The following is a 23125-nucleotide window of genomic DNA, read 5'->3' as shown; positions in this document are numbered from 1 at the left end:
CTCTGGAGAGCTCACCCTACCCCCAGTGCGTGGGCGCTCAACGGACCCCCCATGTCACAGGAAGCAAGGATAGAATCCAAAATTTGACCAAGGAGATGCTTACATGGCTATCAAAGCAAGTCTTTTCGAGATCAAGAAGGATCTGGAACTTCCTCTGGGCTCCTTGATCCGGCAGGGTGAGTCGTGGCTGATGCGTGTCCAGATGAAGGAATTTGGTCAAGCGCACGAGCTGACTCTAATCATCGCCGGGCAAAATATTGGCGAAATCAATGACATGGGACGGCCAACCAAGTGCGTGACGCTATCTCCAGAAGTGCGGTTGGAGGTCAGAATCGATGGGCCGATTGAGGGCCCAAGCGTTCCGCCGGTCGGCGCGCTCGTCTGGTCTGCTGAAGGGAAGCGGCAGGCGATCAACACGAAATTTGCAGTTGCTGTCACGATGGATGGTCAGGAGTCTTCAGACTTTCCCCGTGAGCGGGCATTCTATGCCCCGCATTGGAGCATCTGGCCGGTTGACGATGCCGGAAAGGCCCTAACCGGAGAACCTCTGTTCACAGTCAAGGTCGCCTAAGGTCGCCGACAGCCGTTGGACTCGCCCTCCAAGCAGCTAGGCGATTTTCGCGCTGCTCGACCACTTAGTTGAGAGAGTGCACGGACACTCTGTGCTGGCCGTCAATGATGATGAGACTTCTCGACGAGTTGAAGGCAACAACGAGGCCGCAGTTGCACCTGTTCCCCCGCTCCGTACCGCAGCCTAGCTCATGGACAGCGAAGTAGCCAAAGACGCTAGCTCGATAGCCCCTGGCGACCCCAAGTCTTTCCAAGAGATCACCCTCCTCTAAGCAATGGTTCGCGTCAGGGATCTCGATAACGGCTGGATATGCGCCCATCAGAACTGGACCTCCCGGATAAGCGCGGCGAGTTTTCGCAGAAGGGGCCGCTCCCCTCCCTTCCAAGCGTTCCTAGCCACCTTTGCCTTCCCCTGAGTCGTCTTTGGGCCGGTCGACCTCTCCCACGGTCGCCACGATTGGATTGCCGCGGCCTGTCGGCGCCGACGCTCTGGTGTCCAGCCATTCGTCACGGGATGCCTCCTCCAATACTTTGATTTGCCCAGTACTGCATTGCTCGCGCGGAGCTTGCTCTATGGGTTGAGGGGTGCCGTGCTGGCACCCGTTGTTGATCTGCTGATGACCACTGGCAATGTTTGCCTGCTTCACAAAGGCGACCGGCCGCGGGTTCCGTATTTCAGCAAGCGACTCAAGCGTTGACCTGCACTGCGCCTGTGCTTTCAACGCCAGACGCATGTATCGCTCCATCTGGGAAGGCCTATCCCCCATCGCCAATGCCGCGCGCCGCCCCATCTCGAGAAACACGGTGTTCAGGGCGATTGCTTGACTCGTCAGGAGCGCGTCAGCCTGCTCTGTCCCGCCCCGCTTGGTGGCTTCAACAGCACGCTGTGTGGCATTTACGAGGGGGGTCATATCCCCGGGTGGAGCTAGTCCGGAGTGATGGCCAAACTGCATCGTTAGGAATGCATTGCTGGCGATCCCGTCCGTCAACTGGTCAGCCATGCGCTGTTCGACGGTCTCGCCAGGGCCTAGCTCTAGAATCAGCTTTGCGGGATCCGCTTCCATTGTTTCTAGTTCCTACATGAGGGCCCTTTGGGCCGGGTGATCGGCGGGCGCGTGTCGCGGTAACATCCAGTGTCCAACAAGGATCGACCATGGCTGACGGACCAACTAGCGCAACACGCCCTGAGGCGCCGCACCTAACGACGGTGTTCAACTTCGTCAGGACTAATTACTGGCGAGTAGTGCGGAACTATGTCTTGTGGGCGACTATTGCCGCCCCTGGGCTAGGCGTCATGCGCTTACGAGAGCGGCCCGGCGGGTTCTCGTGGAGTGATGCATGGTTGATCCCAGTTGGGTGGGCAATGGTCTGCACCGCGATTTTCGTCCTTGTACTGCTTGGACTCATCGCTTCGGGATGGTGGAAAATCCACACAAACATCTCACCCTACGTCCCCGTGACCTTGATTGCGGTGGCTGCCATCCTCGGGTACGTGTTCATGGTCAACCTCTACTGATCCGGCGGCGCGCCCTCTCGGCGACCGCCAACGATTTCGATGTCCAGCGGCTCATCGCTGCCTACAGTGCCAGCCGCGGCCAGGTAGGCGGCCAAGTCATTCGCCCGACGTGATCCAGGCGGGAGCCTGGAAAGCTCGATAAGCGCTCGTCGGCCATTGGAATCGAGCATCATGTGAGAGACGCGATTGAAGCCAGCAATGGGGGAAATCGTTGCTGCGCCAGCGCTCAGGCTCGCATTCCTGATAGCGTCCACAAAGCCTCGCGATGCCTGCATCACCTCTTGGTACGGGCCGGTGCCGCTGAAGTTCTTGCCAAAGCTGTCGCCCATACGGCGCGCTGCCTCCATCGCGTCACGGACCTCGGCCATTTCACCAGGTCCGAAGATCTGCTGGAGGCGCTCAACCTTGGCCGGCTTGTCGCCACCCAAGGCACGGACGAATCCCGTGGCATTGAATGGCAGCACTCGAGCGCCGGCAGAAGCCGGAGCGGACTGAGCTTCTGTCAGTGCATCTTCCACGATCATGCGCTTGTACTGCTGCCAAGTGTCCGGAGAGTTTCGCTCCATGAAGTCTCGGACCATGCCAAGCTCCGAAGGCTTCATGCTGCCGATTCTGGCGATCACAGTCTCGGGAGGAAGTGTGTTCATCGTCATGAAGTCATCGACGTTGATTTCGTCGCCGAGCAGGCGGCGGAGCGGACTCATTTCTACAGCCTTCAGCAGATCACTGTGCCGACGGTAGTCGTCATTGGCCTGGCGAAGCATTTCGCTCGGTCGCGTGGCAGTAGAGCCTGCCGGCACCGGCAGGTCACTGCCAAACCCGGCAATGTCATCCAGTCGCGAACCTGCCGCGTCAAGATCGTCGCTCATGGCGCCGTAGAGCCGGCCAGCAATACGCCGGTTTACATCACGGTTTACGTTGCTGAAAATGTCCTCACCGCCTCTCGCCGCACGGCCATAGGAGCTGCGTGCTCGGCGCGCCGCATCGAGGGAATAGCCATCCCGTTGTGAAATTTCATCGAGCAGGCGCTGGGCCTGCGTTCGCACCCGGCGCGCATCAGCGCCAATCACATCGGTGTACTCGCCGACAATCTCCTGCAGCGCGCGCCTGGTGTTCGCGTAGTCAACGATTGGCGCGTCGCCTACCATGCGGCGGATTCGCCCGAACTGCTCGGCAGCTGTGCGCTCGCGACTCTCGGCGATGCTATCTACCGCGCCACGAACCGTTCGCTGCATTCGATCTCCGATGGCCTGGGGCGACACCGAGTCCGGGCTGATCCTGTCCATGATCCGATTGACGTTCGCAATCGCTTGATTGGCGATCCTCTCGTCCGCCTGGAATGCGGTATCGGCCGAAAACACGCTCTGACGGGCCATGTTCTCGACGCCGGTCTGGGCGCGGCTGCCGCTGACCATACCCGGGGTCAGGCTGATCCCCGTGCGCTGAGCAAGGGCTTCACCCTCGGCAGCGAAGGGCTGTGCGTTCGCGCGATTGTTGAAGAAATTCAGCGTTCTCCCTGTGATGTTCTGCGGCAGGACGTTCTCGCCCAGCGTCATGGCGCCGCGGCCGAGCGCCGAGAGGCCTCCCCCGAACGCCGCGCCCAGGGTGGTGTTCTTCATCCGCTCACCATCTTGCGCGACGGGCTGCAAAGCGCCTTGGACGGCTCCGCCAGTAGCCGCTTGGCCGACCGCGCGAATTGCCCCTGCCCCCCTTGCAGCCACGCCAACAGGCATCAGCGGCGCAGTGTTTAGAATGTCGCCAGCCAGGCCGCCGAGAAATCCTCCGTTAGAACTGGTCAGTGCCTGCGACGCGATCCGCTCCTGATTGGTCTCCTGCCGCAGATCACCAGAGAGACCGCCGAAGTAATCGGCTAAGCTGCGTCGAGCATCGCCCAGCTTCTGTCCACCCAAGTTACCGAAGGCATCGGCCGCAGTGCGAGAAATGCCAGCAACGGAGTCGACGTATGCCTGTTTTGCACCCTGGTACAAGTTAGGCAGCGAGCGCCCGTAGCCCGCGACCAAGTTTTCCCAGAAGCTAGTCTGCTCGATCTCCTTCTTCCGCGACGCCTCGATGGCCTCTCTCTCGGCCTGCCAGCCAGCCTCAGTCAGACGCCCGTCTGCGTGTCGAAGGGGCGGACTACTGCTTGGCAGCGCGTCCTCAATGACGAATCCGGCCGGCGGCAGGGGCGCTGCCTGAGCCGCAGTAGCTGGCTGGTCGAGCACAAATCCGGGAGGAAGGGGAGGCGTAGCCATTATTCGGGTACCCATTGGCCGTTAATCAGGACCACGACCTGCCCGGTACGTGGATTGCGTGCGCGCTGGACTCGGTCGGCTGGAGCCGCAGGCAAGCCTGCGGACGCCGAACGGTTGCCGAGGAGGGCGGTTTCCAGCTTTGAGGATCCCCGAGGTGCCGGGATCGCAGACTGGGCGTTGCCCAAGCCTGCCTTGATGGACTCCAAGGCCCCCTCGCGCGCCACTGCCTTCTGTTCGAGTGTCTTCTGGTCGTCACCCGGCATGGGCAGGTACATCGGCCCATAGATGTCAAATTCCTGCTGGGTAATCGCCGCGCCTGTGTCCTTACGGAGAATCGCAGAGAGGAATTCAGCTGCCGCCTGTTGGGCCTGCTTCCGTTCGGGCGAGACCGCGCTGTTCACGACACCGCTGCCGCCAATGAATGGGAGACTTTGAAGGGCGGAGTCGATAATACCGCGCGTACCCTGACCACCTGCGGTCATCAGCAAGCTGTTGCCGTTCTTGGCAAGCAGGGAATTCGAGTCTCGCCCACGGCTGTAGTAAACGATATCCTTGCCCTGCCCTTCTGTAAGCTTCATAGGACCGGCAATCACGTCCTTATCAGCGGGCCCACCAGGAATTGCCTCTAAGCCACCATCAGCTCGCCAGCGATACCCGCTAGGCGCTTTTCCCGCAGAGCCTCGCGTTTGCCCAGTTCCAAATGCCTCTGCCAGATCGCTTCGCATTGCTTGGCGGGTACGTGCAGCGCTGGCGTTTGAGTTGTTGGCGCTGGCATAGCTGGCCTGAGCCGCCGCGTTGCGTTGACCGATCGTGGCCTGACCAACCGGCGTGGTGTGGTACTGCTGGTCAGCCTGCAGGTAGGGGTTGTACGCGGTCCCGTCGGTGATTTTCGTCATCTCCAGCGGTCCTTTGGCGAGACCCATGCTGTAGGCGCCGGCAGCCGGAAGGTTGCCCTGTAGGGCTTCCGCCACGATGTTGCCTCGGTTGCCATATTCCTGGCTAGACAGTCGAGCATCTGCAACCTGCTTCAGGTCGTGTCCTCCGCGCAGCAACGCCGTCGCAAGGTCTGCATCTTGCTGCGAGTAGCCGGCCCTGACAAAGCGGCCTGACAGGCCTGCGTTTTGCGTCCGCTTATCCGCCGCCTCCATCGCTTTCTCGCGGCTGAAGCGAGCCGTCTGAACAAGCTGGTCAAGCTGCGCCGCGCGCGCCATGCCGCGGTTGTAGGCGTCCTCGCGCCCAGCGCCGCTCAGGCCGGCCAACGCCTGGCCTACAGAGGTCCAGCCTTGGTTCGGGGATGCAGCGTTGCCCTGAAGGACGGATAACAGATCTACCATGAGACCACTCCTGTATTTGGATGCCCCAGCGTCGAGGACTCGAACTCTGTAGTCAGCTTAAGCTGGAGCTAAACACCGCACGCCTGCTGCAGTTGAAGCGCCGCGCACACGGGAAAAAAAAGAGCGGCAGACAGTTCCCCGCCCGCCGCCAGGACCCGCCCTTGGGGGGACGTGGGGCCCTACTAGGTAGGTCGGGATCCGGGTGGTTTTGACTCCCGCGTCCACTGGCGTCCATGTTGGTCTACGACTCGCAGGAGGAGCCCATTGCGGCGGCGACTCTCCGACTGGCGCGCCCCAGCCATTCAAGGAGGCGCCTCTCAGCCGACTGCACCTTGCAACGAAACCGCGCCTCTTGGCGGGCTTGGTCCTTGGCTGCCTCCCGATAGGACTGCTGGTGGCGTCCGGCTAGCAGCCTCTTGGCTGCTTCGAGTGAAGCCCAATCGGGGTGCCCGCAGGCGGTCATGTGGCGACAGACCACAGGCCACTCCCTTTGGTCGCCAATCGCATACAGCATCAACCAGGCACCAAGAGGACCGTCGAGCTGTGCGTCCGCCAGTGCGTGCAGCACCAGCCTGCTCGGCCCCTTAGCAGGCGCAGCTGTTAGCGAGCCTTGCGCCTTCCAGCCTCGCAGCTGGCGGGTGCGATCCACCGCGGCCGTCGACCGCATCACCGCCAGCTGGTCAAAGTCCAGCACCGCTTGGCGATCCCTTGGCTTGAACCTATCCAGCGCTTGCGTACGGGCCGCCGCCTGGGTCGGCAGGTACTTGGATGCTGCCTGCTCGATCGCGTGCACCCGATGGATGGGCAGGTACATGCCTTCATCCGAGCAAGTCTCCTCGCTGGTGCTTCGCCTTAGCACCTGCCGGATTGCGGGACGTGTGGGCGCCCCGAAACCAAATGCGCCAGCGATGGCCCTTACTGCGAAGTCGACGGAGCCGTCCGCCAACAGCACCAGCTCCACATAGCGCTCATGGTCTCGGGCTGCCATAGGCGCCCTCCCCGTTGAGTAGGCCATCCGTCTGGCGAACCAGTCCGTCACGCGAACCGGGCGATTCGATGCACCGAATCGCCCGCGAAACGGCCGCCCAGGCTCTAAGCCTTAAAGACGGGGCCTTGAAGCAGAAGAAGCGCGCTCCGCTTGGTATATATCTAGAAGGGTGTACACATAGCGACCTCGGGACACTGTGGATAACCCCCTGACTGGCCTGCATTGCGACCTCGTAGGTCTGTATGCGGGCCAACTCATCGGGGCATTGGCCTGCATAGCGACCACATTGGCCCACATAGCGACTAGCCATCGCGTCCCTTCCACAGGTTCGGCGCAGTGACGGTCGACGGCTCTAGATGCTTCTCTGATTCGTCAATCGCGTAGTACGTCAGGGCGTACAGGCTGCACATGTTCTTGCCGCCTTTTCGCGTCTCGATGATCCAGCCGGCGGCCAAGAGCTCCAGCTTCGAGCTGTGGACCGTAGCCTTGCTCTTCCATCCACGCGTGGACAGCATCGACCAAGGAATGCTGAGATCGCCGTTCTTCCCCGGGCGGTATTGCCGAGCCAGCTCCAGCAGCAGCTTCACCGCATTGCCGGACAGCCTGCCGAACTCCTGGGAGTCGGAGACCCTGTGCTCGATCATGAGGAACGGCGCGCCACTCGAACGCCCTACGAGCCTCTGCCGGCGCTTGCCGGTGTTCTTCTTGGGTGCCGGCGCGTAACCGGCAGCGCCATCTGCAGACCGCTGCACGCGGTCCTGGCCTGTACTGTGCATGTGCCCCCCAAGGGCGGTGGACGCGATCTCAGCCGCGCTTGGAACTATTGGCCTGGGTGTTCGCTTCTGCTTCGACGTGTCGCCAGGTCTTCCGCTTACGGATGCTTCTTATGGCCGGCGGAGAGATACCGTATCGACGCGCCCAGACATTGGTCGGAACCGTTCCAACAGTGCGGAGAACTGCTTTCACCTCCGCAACGCTGAGCTTGCAGTGGGGCGAGGGGCTGCCGTACTTAGCCATGCTCCGTGCACGCTGAAGACTGCGATTCTCGGAACCAGTCACCAGCTGGAGGTTGTCCAGCCTGCAGTTCGACGGGTTGCCATCGAGGTGATCCACCTCCATGGAACTCGGCACAGGGCCGTGCACGACCTCCCACACGAGCCTATGGGCGTACCAAGTCGCACAGGATCCACCCGCCCGGCGAACAATGACCCGGATGTAGCCGTCTCGGCTCTTTCGGCCGATAGCGCGCCCACAGGTACTCCAGAGCTCTCCTGTCGCGGGTGACACCAGCAAGCCACTCGGCCCGTGCAGCAACCGTTTGATCACCCTAGTGGCCATTGGGAGCTCCCAGGCCAATATGCTGAGTGCGGCACCAGTTGGCGGCGTGGCGTTCGAGGAGAGGCTTGCGATCCCGGTAGGCCATGCCCTGCCCGATCCAGACGGCGTTCTGCATCCGTAGCTCCTGCTGGAGCTTCAGTTGGTCAGTGGAGAGGGAGTCCTCGGACACGCCTTGGAACACGCCGGTGATGCAGTGGTTCACCAGACGATGCTCTGTCGCGTAGTCATAGCCCTTCGGGTCCTTCCCAAGGCCCACCAGCGTGTCGTGCAAGATCCGGCACATGACGGTTCCTGCGACGCGCTTTGCCATTGCCGCATCCCGCCTTTCCCCATTCGACAGAAACGCAGCTGCAAGGGCATCGGCCGCCTGCTCCTGAAACAGGATCACTCGCTCCCTGATCGCGGCCTTCACCTTGTTGGGATTGACCGTGGCCAGCCAAAACGGAAGCCTGGACAGGGGCAGCGCCTGCATCTGGCGGCCCTTGCCATCGCCAGCAACCATCCCCCTTAAGGTAGACAGTTGGCGGGCCAGCACCGGATGGGACTTCAGCTTGTCCAGCTGCTTGGACCAGTCCAAGCCCATGGCCTCCACAATGGGTCGCATCGCCACAAAGGGCTGTCCCTGATGGAGTCGGCCGATCAGTTCGGCCCCGTGGAACTCTACGTGGACGATTCCAGTAGCCATTAGGACGACCTCCCTTCTTCGCAGCGGGAGTCGATCCAGCTCTGCACAGCCTCCGAGTCCCAGGCAGACAGGCGGGCAGCTACGCGGATGGGCCCGGGGAACTGGCCTTCCTTCGCCATCTTGTAGATGAGGGAGCGGGAAATACCGCAGGCCGCGACTACCTCGGGTAGGCGCATCAAGGTCCGACCCCTGGCTGCCACTCGGCCGGCTCGGATAGCATCAGAAGTCATGGGGTGACCTCCTTGTGCAGTGCCCATGCCCGGCGAGCGGTATCAGGCACCCGGTACTCGGTCAGGGAGTAGGAACCGTAGTTGTCACGCTTGCGGACGTTCACGGCCAGGAGGAGCCCGCGCTCAATCAGCCCCACAGCCTCCTTACGGGCCGGCTTAGTCTCGGCGTGAGGGTGATCGGCGGTCCAGCCACCGAAGTCCAGCAGACGCCGCTGGTCGGCGCTCAGGTCGGAAAAGTCGAATCCGCTCATTGCACATCCCCCAGCCTGGAGGACAGAACTCGCTGCAGATCGATCTCCGGGATCAGGGACCGGGTCCCAATCTTGACCGAGCGAATCTCCCCGGCCTTGATCAGTTCGTACAGGGTCGTTCGGCTGACGCTGAGCCGGCGGCACGCATCAGGAATGCGGTGCAGCAGGGGGTCGAGGGCGTTGGTTGAGTTGACCATTGTTCGTACCTGTTAGCGGGGTACGAACCGGTGTCCGCACCCGCCCGTCTGTGTCCGGGCGGATGTAAAACTATGCACATAGCGCTTGCACTAGAAGGGCCAAATTAGGCCCTGTTTTTCTCCGGCAGGTCGGAGTGCTGACCAGAATCCGGAAGGTTTCACCTACCTCATTCTTCCGAGTGTCGGACCGCATCCTCATTCGCAGCCTGGACCGCAAGGGCGTCTATGTTTTCCATAGATGCCCACGATTTCGCATTGGGGAGAAGCGTTTTCCTTACGTCATCTACCTCAACCCGGCGCCCCATGGGGAACGCTGCATCGCACATGTCTCCGTAGGTAATCCTCGCGCCAGTTGCCCGCCGCCAGCCATCGAGCATCAAGAGCGGCACGTATCCGCCCTGAACCCAGCGCTGGTAGTCAGCACTGGTGAATGGCCGTTTGGCGGCGTAGTCGCTATCCAACTGCCGCATCGCCGCGAGCCATTTATCGAAATCCTGTCGAATCGTTGCATCAGGGACACTCAGGTCAACCGTGACTGCCCTGTGGTTGGGCAGGCTCAGAGGGGACTTCGCGAACTCGTCACTGTGACGAAGCGCCACAAAGAATGGCACCCGTCCGAAGGCCCCTTGGTCCCAAACCTCTCGATTTGCCTCTCGCCAGGCGTCACTGTCTCCCTCGATATCAGCGTCGATGACCTTCCGCAAGCTACCAATCAGATCTTGGGCGCCCTCCATTCGCTCTAGGCGTGCAGACATGCTTGCAGCTACTAGAGTGTTGACAGATGCAACGCTTCCGAAAGCGTAAACGTCTGGATTGGAAGCGTATCTTTCCTTGAATGCGTCGCTCCCCCCATGGCCAAGGTTCTCCTGCAGTTCGATGAACATGTGTTCGAGCTCCGCTCGTAGCTCTTCCTCATTGTCCGCAGCAGAACGCATAGCTTCGCCCATCTCTCCCAAGAAGGTGAGCTCAGCGATCACGTGTAGCCAGTCCTGCGTTTTGAACCCTTCCAACCGGTCGTATGCCTTCAAATTGAACCAGTGAGGAATTCTGCTCGGCGTTCTCGCTCGGGCCATGCAACTGATCTCCAGATGTTGTCGCCAGTCCTTACCGGAGCAGACGGGTCGTTCCTGACAACGCAAACGGCGGGTGATCTGTTCGATCTGGAATGATCGACTGGATCGGGGGCGGCCTCCGAGACGCGTATTCCTCGACAGTGACTGATGCCAAGTCGCTGAGAGCCTCTTCAAGCTGTTCCATGGTGTAGTCAGCCCCTTTCTTGGATTCAAGTCCCCGGAGCAGGACATCCCTCAGCGGCGACCCTGGGCCAAAGAACCCCTCGACAATGCCCCGCTCAGCGCTGCCCAGGCTCCCGCCGTACGCTTCAACTAACGAACAGACAATATCGGCCAGGTGGGCACTCCCGCTAGTGCGCGGGTCTGCTACGGCCTCCCCGATAGCCTGAAGGAACGCTATGCAGCAGACCCGCCCCACCTCCCTGCCCATCAAGTGACCGTGGGCCTCCGGCATCCGCCAGTAGTCGCCGGCCCTGGCGTGGCTCTGGCGGTAGAAAGGCAAGCGCTGGATTGGGTTCGCACGTGTCCGATTGAACCGGATTGGTCGCTTGAAACGGCCTTTGTTACTGACCATGGTTGCCCTCCTGACTATCCGTGAAACGCTTCATGACAGTGGCGACGTCCTTCTCCCACTGGCGAATCCAAGCCCGCGCCCTTCGCCTCGCCGTAGCAACGGAGATTGGCTTTCCTGCTTCAGCTGCCTCTCGCTGCTGGGACTTGGTGACGCGTTCGATGTTGCGCTGAGCGACGGCCTTCGCTTCAGCAGCAGCTTTCTTGGCCTCCGCCTGCTTCTCCCGCTTTAGACGCGCCTGCGCTTTCTTCGCCCTCGCTTCCGATGCCCTGCGGTCGGCCTCAATGACTGACTTCGGCAGACCCAAAGGAAGCATTCCGTCCGTGTCCGAGACTGCGGTCGAGTACCAATGGACCCCGCCACGCTCATGATGCGTGGTGTCCTCGAAGAGCTCCGGCCAGCCCAGTTCGGTCGGCTCATCTTCCAGTGGGCGCCAGCCCAGCTCCTTGCCTCTCGTGAGCAACGAGACCGCAGATACCGCCTCAGTCACTACTTCACCATCCTCACCGTAGTAGCAGAGCCGGAACTTCTGATCGAGTCGGGCAGCAAGCCAGTCGATGCTGCAAAGGTGATGGCCGAGCAGTGTCCTAATCGGAATTCCACCAGCTATTAGCGCCTCAAGAGGATCCCGCACCTGGCCGCGGTCAATGGGCATATCGAGGGCGCACCTCACCTGCTTGTCCGGAGCGCTCATTAGTCCACCCTCGATGCACGGCGGAGAGCTTGGGCCTGCTCCAGAAGGTGGTCGAGAACAGCAAGGTCATCGAACGTGGGCGTTAGCTGGTTCTCCATGCAGGTCCTGAAGAAGGACCGCACGAAGCTGACGTAGACGCTGGCGTCACCGAGTGCATGCAGCGTGTCGATGCCGGCGCAGATCTTGTAGGTGGGCGCGTTGTCCTGAACCGGAATCGCGCCATACGCAGCTTCAATGGTGACTTCAGAAGCAGCCATGGATTACCCCCAGGCACGCAGTGACTGACGCAGGAGAAGTAGCGGCCGACGCCAGAGCGACGACAAACAGCGCCGTGCAGAGCCTGTAGGTATTTGCGTCGTCGTTGAGGGCGAGCCAGCGGTGGACTCGGACGAACGTGTTGGGGCGAGTAGCTCGCGTAGAGACTGACGGCCGTTTTTCGGCCGAACGCGCCCGTTCAGGCGCAACAGGTACAATGTTGCAATCCATGATCGACTCTCCAATAGTCGGTTGTGGTAGGCCGAGCTAGGGGTTCCAGCCCCTTCCTCGGCCGCTTTGTTTATGCGGCTCTGCTTCTTGCTATGGCCCTCCTTAGAACCTATGTAGTGGTTAGGCGCGCTTAGCCTTGAAGGCCAGCACGTTCGGTTCTGCAACGCGCAACTGGTCGAGATAGTCAGACCAGGCCTGCATCATCTTTCGGCGTTCCGGCAGGTGGGTTGCCCGGTTATAGGCCCGCCCGAGCGGATCCTTCACGGCATGCGCCAACTGATGCTCGATGTAGTCCGGGCGGTAGCCAAGAACCTCGTCCAGTACCGTTCTCGCCATTGCTCGGAAGCCGTGGCCGACCATCGTGTCTGAGTCGAAGCCAAGATTGCGGAGCGCTGCGTTCATCGTGTTCTCGCTCATCGGCTTGAGCGCACTGCGCACGCCAGGGAATACGAATTCGCTCCGCTTCGTATACGGGTAAAGCTCCTGCAAGACTTCGACGGCCTGGTCGGACAAAGGGACGATGTGCGGGGTTTTGGTCTTGCTGGTGACGTAACGCCACTCGGCTGCATCCAGATTGATATCGGCCCATTTCGCTTGGCGCAGCTCGCCCGGACGCACGAACAGCATAGGGGCCAGCTTCAGCGCCGCCTGAGTGACCAGCGCTCCCTGATAGCCCCACAGCGCGCGCAAGAGATCGCCGATGACGGCGGGGTCGGTCACGCTCGCAAAGTGCTTCGTCTGCGGCTGCTCGAGCGCCCCGGTCAGATCTTGGGCCGGATTCCTATCAGCACGACCGGTGGCGATGGCATAGCGGAAGATTCGGCCGGCATGGGCCCTGGCCCGATGGGCGGTCTCGACTACGCCTCTCTGCTCCAGCTTCCTGAGTGCAGCCAGCAGAACCGGAGCAGTAATGTCCCCGATAGGCATATCCGCCAGCCCGGCCAGATCTTTCTCGATCAGCCGGCGCTCCCGCACGACCGACCCGGGAGACAGCCCCTCCTTAGTGCGCTTTGCCAGCAGCTCGAAACCGATGGCACTAAAGGTGTTGGCGGACCGCTCGCCATGTGCGGCCTTCTCCACCCGAGCCACCTGGGCGGGATTTGCCCCGCCCCGCAGCAATGAGCGCAGACGGTCGCGCTCGACGCGAGCAGCCTGCAGCGACATTGAGGGGTACTCATCAAGCGTGACGATGCTGGCCTTGCCCAGGTAGCGATAGCGGTAACGCCAGACCTTGGCTCCAGATGGGCGCACTTCGATGCACAAGCCGTTGGCATCAGCCACACGGAAGGGACTGGCCTTCGGCTTGAGCGAGCGCAACTTGGTGTCGGTCAGCATGTGAGTCGAGCGCCTGTGAGTCATCGAGGGGCGTCTAGCCCGCTGACACACAGCCTGACTCACTTTTTTCGTGGATGCAAGTGGATGCCATTGGACACCACTGGACGCCAAAATTGGTCTAAATCCAGCACCACTAGGCTTCGCAATACGTCCTTGGACTCCTATGGACGTCAATGTGGTGGGCCCACCAGGATTCGAACCTGGAACCAAGGGATTATGAGTCCCCTGCTCTAACCGTTGAGCTATAGGCCCTGCGCAGCGCCACAGTGTAGTGGAGCACGCCCCCGCCCGGCTACTCAGGGATCACGGCCAGTGCCTTGGCTACTTGCTCCAGCCGCACCTCCGCGATCTCCGCGAAGTGCTGCATCTGCCGCAGATGCGCCTGGAACAGCGCGACAGTCCTTCTAGCCCCTTCCAGCCCCGGCTGATTTCCGCCACCAAAGCCCTCAACCAGTCCCGAGCCCGGAAGCGTCAGCAACGCATACGTCGTACGCCGGGCGAACCCCAGTCGATCTTCGCGCTCGTCCTGCAGCACCTCGTCCCAGTCCATCAACGGCACGAAGTCACAGTCGTCCACCCGCTCCCCTTCATCGGAAGCTGCACCAGCTCTCGCTTTCAGTCCCATCTTCGCTCTCCTACGATTCGTCGAACCTCTTCCGCCTCCTGTTGAGAGAGGCGACCGGGCGCTTCAACACGGTCGTAGGGCCGCCCGCAGCTTTCCTCCTTGCGGAGTCTTGTATGGCTGCGCGCCACCCGGCCAGAAACCTTGGAGCTCACCGGGATGGCGAGTGATGCGGCTTGACCTTGGATTGCTGCTGTTGTGTCAGACAGTCCGCCCACGAAGGTGTGTTGAGCACCTGCGAAGGACTGTGTAGAAGAGAAGGTAGAGGGCTCAATTGCTGATTGCGACACGCTCTGGAGTGCATGCAGCATCCGGAAGGTCCAACGCCTTGAACGGATTAGGAATTCGACTGGGTGAGCGCAGCGCGCAGGAAAATTCCGTGGTCAGATTCCAACAATCCTCAAAGCCAAGTACGTCACAGGGCGCAGCGCGGAGGCACTAAGGGCGATTCAATCACTGGAAACACGGGGAGATGCGTCATACGAAATCACCCGAACCGCGCGCCCATCGCCCGCACCCGCTCGGCATTCCCCCGCGCCAGCGCGCGCAATCCGTCCGACCCCACCCGCGCATCCCCCGCAACGCGGTCCCAGAACTCGCTCGCCAGCGGTGCGGCCCAGCGCAGGTGCTCAAGTTCCCCGCTCTCACGCGGCGCAACGGCATCCAACAGCACATCCTGCCGCAGCACACCCAACCGCGACGGTGCCAACGACATCGGCAACATGTCGTAGGCCGGCGCCAGCGGCAACGGGCCGCGATCAACGAACTGGAAACCGATGTTGCCCTGGTGCATGTCGCTGTTGCCAATCAACCGGCCGAACGCATGCAGCCGCGCCATCGCCTGCACGGTCCCGGCAGACAGCCAGCCCAGCGCCTGCAGCTGCGCACCCGCGCGCGGCCACTCCAGCGTCGCTTCGCCGGTAAACGCAGCCGACAGCGACAACAGCGAAACAAAGCCCCGACGCCCCAGCACATCGGCGCTGCGGTCGAAGCGCGTCACTTCCAGGAAGGTATGCGTGGGCGTCTGCAGCAACTCACTGCTGGCGGCATCCACGCCAGCGGCGCGCAGGGTTTCCCGTGCCAGGTGTTCGCACACCAGCAGGTCTGCCCAGCGCTGCGCGGCCTCGCCGCCATCGGGCTGGGCGAACTTCACGATCACCGCGCGACGCCCGCCGTCCCCTTCCACGGTGGCGGTGAACTTGGGTTGCTCGCCGCCGGGCGAAGAACCCACGTCTTCGCCGGCCAATGCGGCACGCGCGCGGTGCGGGTACTGCTGCGGGCGGTCGCGTGCAGCCACGCGGTCAGGCGGTGCATCCAGCGCAGCCAGGGCCGCTTGAACGGCCTCACCGCCCAGCAGCAGATCGCCGGTCTCGGTTCCGCCGCCATGCACCAGCGCCACCAGCACGTCGTCGCGCTGCCAGCGGGCCAGATCCGAGGGCAGTCCAAGCCCGCGCGCACGTCCATGCGCGAAGCTGCGGCCGAGGAAGCCCTGCGGGCGCAGGTCATCGAGGTACCACGGCAGGCCCGGGAAGAAGGCGGCGATATCGCCGTCCGGTGCGCGCAGCAGGTTGGGCCGCGCACGGCTGGCATCCACGTGGAAGGTGTCGCCGCTGAGCGCGATCACCCGACCCAGCTCTTCCAGCGTGGCGTCTTCGCGCAGGCGGTACAGCGGCCATTCGCTGCCCACGCGCGAGGGCTGGCGCAGGGCATAGGCGGTGGCGCGCGTCTGGCCCAGGCGCACGACCTGATCGCCACTGGCCGCGACCAGGCGGCTGAGCGTCATGCGGTTCACGCCCAGGCGCTCGGCCAGCGCGGCCGCCGGCTGTGGCTGGCCGGGGGGAAGCTGGGCGATCAGATCCTGGGGTTGCAGGAGCGCGCGGCGGGCCATGGGCGGGCCTTGGGGACGAATAGTGTTACTTATTTAGCGCAAAAGAATGCGGCCTGCAAGCGGGGTAAAACTTAAAATCTATTGTTTTACATGGATTTTTTCGGAACCAACCGCAGCAGATACCAGAAATAGTGTTACGTAAAAATTACGAATCATCCAAACAATCCGCCGGGCACGGCCCGGCGCTACCAAAGAAAAACCCCGCCGAAGCGGGGTTTCTCTCAACACATCAGCCGTCGCTGGATATCAGTCGATATCCAGGAAGCTGCGCAGCTGTTCCGAGCGGCTCGGGTGACGCAGCTTGCGCAGGGCCTTCGCTTCGATCTGGCGGATGCGCTCGCGGGTCACGTCGAACTGCTTGCCGACCTCTTCCAGCGTGTGGTCGGTGTTCATGTCAATGCCGAAGCGCATGCGCAGCACCTTGGCTTCCCTCGGGGTGAGGCCGGCCAGCACGTCGCGCACGGTTTCAGACAAGTTGATGTTGGTGGTGTTCTCGATCGGGGACTCCACGTTGGTGTCCTCGATGAAGTCGCCCAGATGGGAATCCTCGTCGTCGCCGATCGGGGTTTCCATCGAGATCGGCTCCTTGGCGATCTTCATCACCTTGCGGATCTTGTCTTCCGGCATGTCCATTTCCTTGGCCAGCTCCTCCGGCGTAGCCTCGCGGCCGTACTGCTGGAGCATCTGGCGGGAAATGCGGTTCAACTTGTTGATCGTCTCGATCATGTGCACCGGGATACGGATGGTGCGTGCCTGGTCGGCAATCGAGCGGGTGATCGCCTGGCGGATCCACCAGGTGGCGTAGGTCGAGAACTTGTAACCGCGGCGGTATTCGAACTTGTCCACGGCCTTCATCAGGCCGATGTTGCCTTCCTGGATCAGGTCGAGGAACTGCAGGCCGCGGTTGGTGTACTTCTTGGCGATGGAGATGACCAGGCGCAGGTTGGCCTCGACCATTTCCTTCTTGGCCTTGCGGGCCTTGGCTTCGCCGTAGGCCATGGCGCGGCTGATTTCCTTCAGCTCGTCCAGGTCCAGCAGGGTCAGCTTTTCGATGTCGATGGTGGCCTGCTGCTCGGACACGATCTGGTCCTTCACCTCACGCAGCGCCGAGGACCACTTCTGCTTGCGCTTCAGTGCGTCTTCCACCCATTCCAGGTTGGTCTGGTTGCCTTCCCAGGAACGGATGAAGTCCTTGCGCGGCATGCGGGCGGTGACGGTGGCCAGGTTCAGCACGCGGCGCTCATGCGACTTGATGTCGGCCATGGTGTCGCGCAGCTGCTTGGTCAGCACGTCGGTCAGCGGCAGCGGCAGCTTCAGGGTGACGAACACCGCCGACATCTCCTCGCGGAGCTTGGGCAGGTTCTTCTTGTCGCCCTTGGCGGCAGCCTTCTTGAAGGCATTGAAGGCGTCGGTCAGCGCCTGCATGCGCGCGGCGACTTCCTCCGGGTCCGGACCGGTCGGTGCGGCTTCTTCATCACCGCTGTCGACATCATCGTCCTCGTCCTCGTCGGCGTCGTCATCGCTGTCGTCGCTGTCATCGGACACAGCAGCGGCCGGAGCCGGCACTTCGTCGGAGAGATCGTTGAAGCCGACGATCACTTCGGCCAGGCGCTTCTTGCCTTCCTTGTGGGCGTCGTAGTCGGACAGCAGCGATTCGACCGAGACCGGGAACTGGCCCAGGGCAGCCTGCACCTGCGAAAGGCCTTCCTCGATGCGCTTGGCGATGGCGATTTCGCCTTCGCGGGTCAGCAGCTCGACGGTGCCCATTTCGCGCATGTACATGCGCACCGGGTCGGTGGTGCGGCCACCTTCGGTGTCCAGCGCGCTCAGCGCTGCGGCGGCTTCTTCGGCCGCGGTGTCGTCGACCTCACGGTTGCCCGTGTTGCCGTCGTTGAGAAGCAGGGTTTCCACATCCGGCGCAACTTCATGGACATCAATGCCCATGCCGTTGATCATGCCGATGATGTCTTCGATCTGTTCCGGGTCGACCATGTCGTCCGGCAGATGGTCATTGACTTCGGCGTAGGTCAGGTAGCCCTGTTCCAGGCCCTTGCTGATCAGTTGCTTGATTTCGGATTGGGCAGGACGTTCGTTGGCCATGTAGTGCTCGCGCCACCGGCTAGGGAGAAATAGGGAACGTAGCATTATACCAGCCCGGGGCCCCGCCTGCCGGGCGGTGGTCCCGGCGGCCTAGGGCCTGAGAAGGAAGGTCACGGGACCGTCGTTGACCAGGCTGACGACCATATGGGCACCAAACCGGCCTGTTTCCACCCCCGGGGCGTGTTTTTCACGGCAGATCCCGACAAATCGATTGAACCCGCGTTCAGCCTCGTCCGGTAGGGCGGCGCTGGTGAAGCTGGGCCGCATGCCCGACCGGGTATCGGCGGCCAGGGTGAACTGGCTGACCAGCAGCAGGCCGCCCCCGGTATCGCGCAGCGAACGGTTCATTTTTCCCGCCTCATCTGCAAATACACGGTAGCCAAGCAGGCGATCGGCCATCCGCTGCAGCTGCGCCTCGGTATCGCCCGGTTCCATGCCCACCAGGGCCAGCAGGCCGGGGCCGATCTGCCCGACCGCCTCGCCCTCCACATGCACGGCAGCCTGGGTGACACGCTGGATCAGGACGAGCATCGAAGGGCTCCAGATAACGGGGGCGGCCACGATAGCAGCGCCCTTGGCTAAACTGAGACCAATGAATCCGCAACGCAAAGCCCGGCTGGTCCATCGCGCCACCACCCTGTTCGCCCGCCTGCCCTGGCCGCTGCTGCGGGGGTTCGCGCACGCCCTGGCCTGGGCGTGGATCCGCCTGAACGCCCGCGAGAGCCGGGTGACCCGGCGCAACCTGGAGCTGGCCTACCCGGAGATCACCGGCGACGCGCGCGACCGCCTGCACCGCGAGCTGCTGCGCTCGACCGCCCTGCAGGCCATCGAAACCCTGCGCCTGTGGAGCCGACCGCCGGCGGACAACCTGCGCCTGCACCTGAAGGAACAGCACGGGGCCGCCCTGTACGACGCAGCCCTGGCCAGCGGCAAGGGCGTGATCGTGGCCGCCCCGCACTACGGCAACTGGGAGCTGTTGAACCAGTGGCTGGCCTCGCGCGGGCAGATCGCCATCGTCTACAAGCCACCAGAGGACGAGGCCAGCGACGCCTTCCTGCAGCTGGTGCGTGGCGGCCAGAACGTGCAGCAGGTGCGCGCCGAAGGCCCGGCGGTGCGCCAGCTGTTCAAGGTGCTCAAGGACGGCGGTGCCACCGGCATCCTGCCCGACCAGCAGCCCAAGGCCGGCGACGGCGTGTTCGTGCCGTTCTTCGGCGTGCAGGCGCTGACCATGACCCTGGTCAACCGCCTGGCCGAGCGCACCGGCGCCACCGTGCTGTACGGCTGGTGCGAGCGCATCGGGCCGGACATGGAATTCGCCCTGCACATCGAACCGACCGACCCGGCCGTGGCCGACCCGGACCCGCAGGTGGCGGCCACCGCGCTCAACGCCGGCATCGAGCGCATCGCCCGCCGCGACCCCACCCAGTACCAGTGGACCTACAAGCGCTACACGCTGCGCCCGCCGGGCAGCGGCGAAGATGACCCGTACGCCACCGAAGAACATCCGCATTGAGGACGGCGGCAGCTGGCCTGCGACCGGCTGCCGCAGTACGTTGAATACCGCGCTGGCGCCCCCATAGAGACTGCGATGTCCGCCTCCCCCGGTCCTGCCATGCCTGCTTCTTCCCTGTTCGGCGATCCCGCCGCGATCCGCTGCGAACGCGCGGTGGCCGAGCTGCGTGCCGGTCGCCCGGTGCTGCTGCATGATGGCCAGGGCCAACGCCTGGCGGTGATCGCGCTGGACAGCGCCACGGCCAGCAGCTTCGCCGCCTTCGCCAGCGCTGCGCGCGAGCGCCATTACCTGTTCCTGACCGCCACCCGGGCCCGCGTGCTTGGCGTGGAGGCCGCCGAGGGTGCGCGCCTGCCGCTGGCCGGCGTAGCCTTCGATGCCCTGCCCTCGCTGGGCTACCTGCGCGAACCGGGTCCGATGCCGGAAGGCTGGAGCGCGGGCGACGACTTCGATGCCGGCGCGGTGGAACTGGCCCGCCTGGGCCTGCTGCTGCCGGCGATGGTGGCCGTGCGCCTGGACACCGGCGACCACACCTTCGACGGTGCGGCCGAGGTGGCCCTGTGCGACCTGGCCGAAGGCGCGGCCCATGCCGCCCATGACTACGAACTGGTGGCGCGCTCGCCGGTACCGCTGCGCGACGTCGGCATGACCACCTTCGCGGTGTTCCGCGGCGGCGTGGCCCAGCGCGACCAGGTGGCGATCATCGTCGGCGAGCCCGACCTGTCGGCGGTGGTGCCGGTACGCGTGCATTCCTCGTGCCTGACCGGTGACCTGTTCGGTTCGCTCAAGTGCGACTGCGGCGACCAGCTGCGGCGCGGCCTGCGCAAGCTGAAGGAACTGGGCGGCGGCGTGCTGCTGTACCTGGACCAGGAAGGTCGCGGTACCGGCATCGCCGCGAAGATGCGCGCCTATGGCTACCAGCACGACGGCCTGGACACCATCGACGCCGATGCACAGCTCGGCTTCGGTGCCGACGAGCGCCGCTACGGCAGTGCGGTGGCGATGCTGCGCGGCCTGGGCATTTCGCGCGTGGCCCTGCTCAGCAACAACCCGACCAAGGCACAGCGCCTGCGCAATGCCGGCATCGAAGTGCTGGACTGCATTCCGGTCACCGGCGAGATCACCGCCGAGAACGAGCACTACCTGCGCACCAAGGCCGACCGCGCCGGCCACACGCTCGATGTCGACGCGCTGATCCAGGCCGCCCAGTAACGCGGCCGACCTGCTACCGTCTGCGCGGGGTGGCCATGGCCACCACCGCCCTGCCCCGCTGCCCGACGGACACCCGCGTGACCGAACTGCCTTCGCCTGCATCGCCGCACCTGGACCACCTGGACCACTGGCAACCGCTGCCGCTGCGCGCCGCCCGCCTGGCTGCGCTGGGGGGCGCCTTTGGCGGCCTGTTCGTGCCCGGCGCGCCACTGGCCGCCGCCTGGTGGTTCTTCGATCTGCCCGGTGGCCTGTGGGGTGCATCGGTCGGCCTGCTGGCCGGCCTTGCGTTCGGCGCCTGGCTCGGCCACCGGCGAATGACCCGCACGCGCTGGCGGCTGGATGCCCAGGGCCTGGGCCTGCGCCGCGACCTGATGTGGCAGCTGGAAACCCGCATCCCCATGTCCCGCGTGCAGCACCTGGACCTGCGCCGTGGGCCGCTGGAACGCCGCGCCGGGCTGGCCACGCTGATCGTGCACACGGCCGGTACGCGCCTGAGCGCGGTGACCGTCAGCGGCCTGGACGAGGCCGATGCCGAGCGCCTGCGCGACACCCTCGCGCACCAGCTCGACCAGGACGCCGACGCGCTGTGAGCCTGCCACCGTCCCTGCCGCCTGCGCTGCCAGGCGATGGCCAGGAGCATCGCCTGCATCCCTGGTCGTGGCTGTTCGTGCTGCTGATGCAGCTGCGCCATTACCTGCTGCCGCTGGTGGCGCTGCTGGTGTTCGGCCAGCGCGGCGACCGCGACCCGATGTGGGCACAGCTGGTTCCGCTGTCGGCCATTGCCGTGCTGGTGCTGGTCTCGGTGCTGCAGTACCTCAGTTACCGCTACCGCATCGGCAGTGATGCGATCACCGTGCGCAGCGGCCTGCTGTCGCGCAACCGCCGCGAGATTCCCTTCGCCCGCATACACAACGTGGAGGTGCGGCAGAACCCGCTGCACCGCCTGTTCGGGGTGGCGGAGCTGCGCCTGGAATCGGCCGGTGGCGTGCGCCCGGAAGCGGAGATGCGCGTGCTGAAGCTGGACCAGGCGCTGGCGCTGGAACGCCTGGTCCGCCAGCGTGGGCAAGCGCCGCAGGCCGTGCCCGGCGATGCAGCGCAGGACAGCGCCGGCGACGAGGATGAGCGCGTGCTGCTGCGCCTGTCGGCGTGGGACGTGCTGCGCATGGGCCTGCTTTCCAACCGTGGCTGGGCCTTGGCCGCGGCCGCCGTCGGCGTGCTGTTCCAGACCGTGCCACGGCCGATGATGGACGACGCCCTCCAGCGCGGTGGCCGCCAGGCCTTCGGTTACGTCAGCCATCTGCACGCGGGCCTGACCGGCACGCTGCTGCTGGTGGCCGCCGCCCTGCTGCTGGGCTGGCTGGGGCTGCGTGTGCTGTCGGTGGTGCTGACCGTGCTGCGCTACCACGGCTTCACCCTGAGCGAGCGCGAACGCCGGCTGACCGTGTCCACCGGCCTGCTCAGCCGCACCCGCAGCAGCGTGGCGCGGCGCCGCATCCAGGCATGGACCCTGCGCGAAGGCACGCTGCAGCGCTGGTTCGGGCTGCGCCAGCTGCGCATCGACAGCGCCGCCGGCGGCCCCGCACGCGATGACGACCGCGCCCTGCGCGAGCTGGCGCCGCTGGCCGCGGCCACCACCTGCGAAGGGCTGGTGCAGCACCTGCTGCCGCAACTGCAGTGGCCGCCGGCACAGTGGCATGCCCTGCCGCAACGCGGCTGGTGGCGACTGAGCCTGGGCAGCCTGGTGCTGGTGCCGTTGCTGGCGGCCGCTGCGTACTGGCGCTGGGGCCCCTGGGGGCTGCTGGTGCTGGCCTGGCTGCCGGTGGCGCTGCTGGTGGCGCACCGGCAGATGGCGCGCATGGGCTGGCATCTGGATGGCCAGTTCGTGGCCGTGCGCGGCGGCTGGTGGCAGCGCTGGTGGCGCTGGGCCGAACTGGACAAGGTGCAGGGCCTGCGCCTGCAGCGCTCACCGCTGGACAAGCTGCTGGGCACCGCCAGCCTGCAGCTGGACACGGCCGGCGCCCATGGCGATGTGGCACTGGCCCTGAACTACCTGCCACAGGCGCAGGCGCAACAGGTGATGGAGCAGCTGGCCGCAGCACTCGCGCGACGCAAGCTGCGCTGGTGACGGCGGGGCCGGCATCCACGCATGGCGTGGATCTACTGTAGAGCCAAGCCCATGCTCGGCTTGCCGCAGCCGAGCATGGGCTCGGCTCTACATCACACCCATCACCGCTGCGACGGGCCCCAGTACCCCAGGTCCCTGCGGATCTGCA

22 protein-coding genes and 1 tRNA gene are annotated in these 23125 nt (G+C 64.0%); 5 read left to right on the top strand and 18 right to left on the bottom strand.

Annotation, left to right across the window (positions count from 1 at the left end; all coding sequences use genetic code 11):
- Positions 1-103 precede the first annotated feature (103 nt).
- Positions 104-571 carry a hypothetical protein gene (locus tag IAE41_RS08785; RefSeq protein ID WP_200732836.1) on the top strand — a complete coding sequence of 156 codons (468 nt, stop codon included), beginning with the start codon at positions 104-106 and terminating at the stop codon, positions 569-571.
- 391 nt (positions 572-962) lie between these two features.
- Here the strand turns inward: IAE41_RS08785 and IAE41_RS08780 are convergent, their stop codons facing one another.
- From IAE41_RS08780 to dtd, 18 genes are all read right to left on the bottom strand, one after another.
- On the bottom strand, positions 963-1634 hold the full coding sequence (locus tag IAE41_RS08780; protein WP_200732835.1) for a hypothetical protein: 672 nt from the start codon (positions 1632-1634) through the stop codon (positions 963-965).
- A gap of 445 nt (positions 1635-2079) precedes the next feature.
- Positions 2080-4338 carry a hypothetical protein gene (locus IAE41_RS08775; RefSeq protein ID WP_200732834.1) on the bottom strand — a complete coding sequence of 753 codons (2259 nt, stop codon included), beginning with the start codon at positions 4336-4338 and terminating at the stop codon, positions 2080-2082.
- A complete protein-coding gene (locus IAE41_RS08770; protein ID WP_200732833.1) occupies positions 4338-5672 on the bottom strand; it encodes a hypothetical protein in 1335 nt (444 codons plus the stop codon). The genes IAE41_RS08775 and IAE41_RS08770 overlap by 1 nt, the downstream gene beginning before the upstream one ends.
- 241 nt (positions 5673-5913) lie before the next feature.
- On the bottom strand, positions 5914-6486 hold the full coding sequence (locus tag IAE41_RS08765) for a hypothetical protein (protein ID WP_200732832.1): 573 nt from the start codon (positions 6484-6486) through the stop codon (positions 5914-5916).
- 476 nt (positions 6487-6962) lie between these two features.
- Positions 6963-7412, bottom strand: coding sequence for a hypothetical protein (locus IAE41_RS08760; RefSeq protein WP_200732831.1), 450 nt, complete (start codon positions 7410-7412; stop codon positions 6963-6965).
- A gap of 575 nt (positions 7413-7987) precedes the next feature.
- Positions 7988-8683, bottom strand: coding sequence for a phage antirepressor N-terminal domain-containing protein (locus IAE41_RS08750; RefSeq protein WP_200732829.1), 696 nt, complete (start codon positions 8681-8683; stop codon positions 7988-7990).
- Between the two features lie 226 nt (positions 8684-8909).
- Positions 8910-9164, bottom strand: coding sequence for a hypothetical protein (locus IAE41_RS08740; RefSeq protein WP_200732827.1), 255 nt, complete (start codon positions 9162-9164; stop codon positions 8910-8912).
- Positions 9161-9361 carry a helix-turn-helix domain-containing protein gene (locus IAE41_RS08735; RefSeq protein ID WP_049423354.1) on the bottom strand — a complete coding sequence of 67 codons (201 nt, stop codon included), beginning with the start codon at positions 9359-9361 and terminating at the stop codon, positions 9161-9163. Before IAE41_RS08735 ends, IAE41_RS08740 begins: the two co-directional genes overlap by 4 nt.
- A gap of 167 nt (positions 9362-9528) precedes the next feature.
- Complete coding sequence (locus IAE41_RS08730; RefSeq protein WP_200732826.1) at positions 9529-10434, bottom strand: DUF6387 family protein; 906 nt, start codon at positions 10432-10434, stop codon at positions 9529-9531.
- A gap of 31 nt (positions 10435-10465) precedes the next feature.
- Positions 10466-11008: a hypothetical protein gene (locus tag IAE41_RS08725; RefSeq protein WP_200732825.1), complete on the bottom strand. Its 543-nt coding sequence runs from the start codon at positions 11006-11008 to the stop codon at positions 10466-10468.
- Positions 10998-11699 (bottom strand): hypothetical protein, encoded by a 702-nt coding sequence (locus tag IAE41_RS08720; protein WP_200732824.1) that lies wholly within the window; start codon positions 11697-11699, stop codon positions 10998-11000. The genes IAE41_RS08725 and IAE41_RS08720 overlap by 11 nt, the downstream gene beginning before the upstream one ends.
- Positions 11699-11956 carry a hypothetical protein gene (locus tag IAE41_RS08715; RefSeq protein ID WP_200732823.1) on the bottom strand — a complete coding sequence of 86 codons (258 nt, stop codon included), beginning with the start codon at positions 11954-11956 and terminating at the stop codon, positions 11699-11701. Before IAE41_RS08715 ends, IAE41_RS08720 begins: the two co-directional genes overlap by 1 nt.
- Before the next feature lie 349 nt (positions 11957-12305).
- Positions 12306-13520 (bottom strand): integrase arm-type DNA-binding domain-containing protein, encoded by a 1215-nt coding sequence (locus tag IAE41_RS08710; protein WP_200732822.1) that lies wholly within the window; start codon positions 13518-13520, stop codon positions 12306-12308.
- Between the two features lie 176 nt (positions 13521-13696).
- Positions 13697-13772: transfer RNA gene (locus tag IAE41_RS08705), tRNA-Ile, on the bottom strand.
- Between the two features lie 40 nt (positions 13773-13812).
- A complete protein-coding gene (locus IAE41_RS08700) occupies positions 13813-14145 on the bottom strand; it encodes a hypothetical protein (protein ID WP_200732821.1) in 333 nt (110 codons plus the stop codon).
- 484 nt (positions 14146-14629) lie between these two features.
- Positions 14630-16030 (bottom strand): type II toxin-antitoxin system HipA family toxin YjjJ, encoded by a 1401-nt coding sequence (gene yjjJ, locus IAE41_RS08695; RefSeq protein WP_200732820.1) that lies wholly within the window; start codon positions 16028-16030, stop codon positions 14630-14632.
- 246 nt (positions 16031-16276) lie between these two features.
- Positions 16277-18130, bottom strand: coding sequence for an RNA polymerase sigma factor RpoD (gene rpoD / locus IAE41_RS08690; RefSeq protein ID WP_200732819.1), 1854 nt, complete (start codon positions 18128-18130; stop codon positions 16277-16279).
- 90 nt (positions 18131-18220) lie between these two features.
- Complete coding sequence (dtd, locus tag IAE41_RS08685) at positions 18221-18661, bottom strand: D-aminoacyl-tRNA deacylase (RefSeq protein ID WP_200732818.1); 441 nt, start codon at positions 18659-18661, stop codon at positions 18221-18223.
- A gap of 61 nt (positions 18662-18722) precedes the next feature.
- Here dtd and IAE41_RS08680 point away from each other — a divergent pair, with 61 nt between their 5' ends.
- From IAE41_RS08680 to IAE41_RS08665, 4 genes are all read left to right on the top strand, one after another.
- Entirely contained in the window at positions 18723-19643 is a 921-nt protein-coding gene (locus IAE41_RS08680; RefSeq protein WP_200732817.1) for a lauroyl acyltransferase, read from the top strand.
- Between the two features lie 75 nt (positions 19644-19718).
- The gene (ribA, locus tag IAE41_RS08675; RefSeq protein ID WP_200732816.1) at positions 19719-20852 is read left to right on the top strand and encodes a GTP cyclohydrolase II RibA; all 1134 of its coding nucleotides are present in this window, start codon (positions 19719-19721) and stop codon (positions 20850-20852) included.
- Positions 20853-20929: 77 nt separating this feature from the next.
- Positions 20930-21442 (top strand): PH domain-containing protein, encoded by a 513-nt coding sequence (locus IAE41_RS08670; RefSeq protein WP_325166992.1) that lies wholly within the window; start codon positions 20930-20932, stop codon positions 21440-21442.
- Positions 21439-22977, top strand: a complete 1539-nt coding sequence (locus IAE41_RS08665) for a PH domain-containing protein (protein ID WP_200732815.1) — start codon at positions 21439-21441, stop codon at positions 22975-22977. The genes IAE41_RS08670 and IAE41_RS08665 overlap by 4 nt, the downstream gene beginning before the upstream one ends.
- Positions 22978-23125: the final 148 nt, after the last annotated feature.

The organism is Stenotrophomonas sp. S39, assembly GCF_016624665.1.
In the GTDB taxonomy this organism is placed as follows: Bacteria; Pseudomonadota; Gammaproteobacteria; order Xanthomonadales; family Xanthomonadaceae; genus Stenotrophomonas.
The sequence above is the reverse complement of the archived record's forward strand: the minus strand, read 5'-3'. Positions and strand labels throughout refer to the sequence as shown.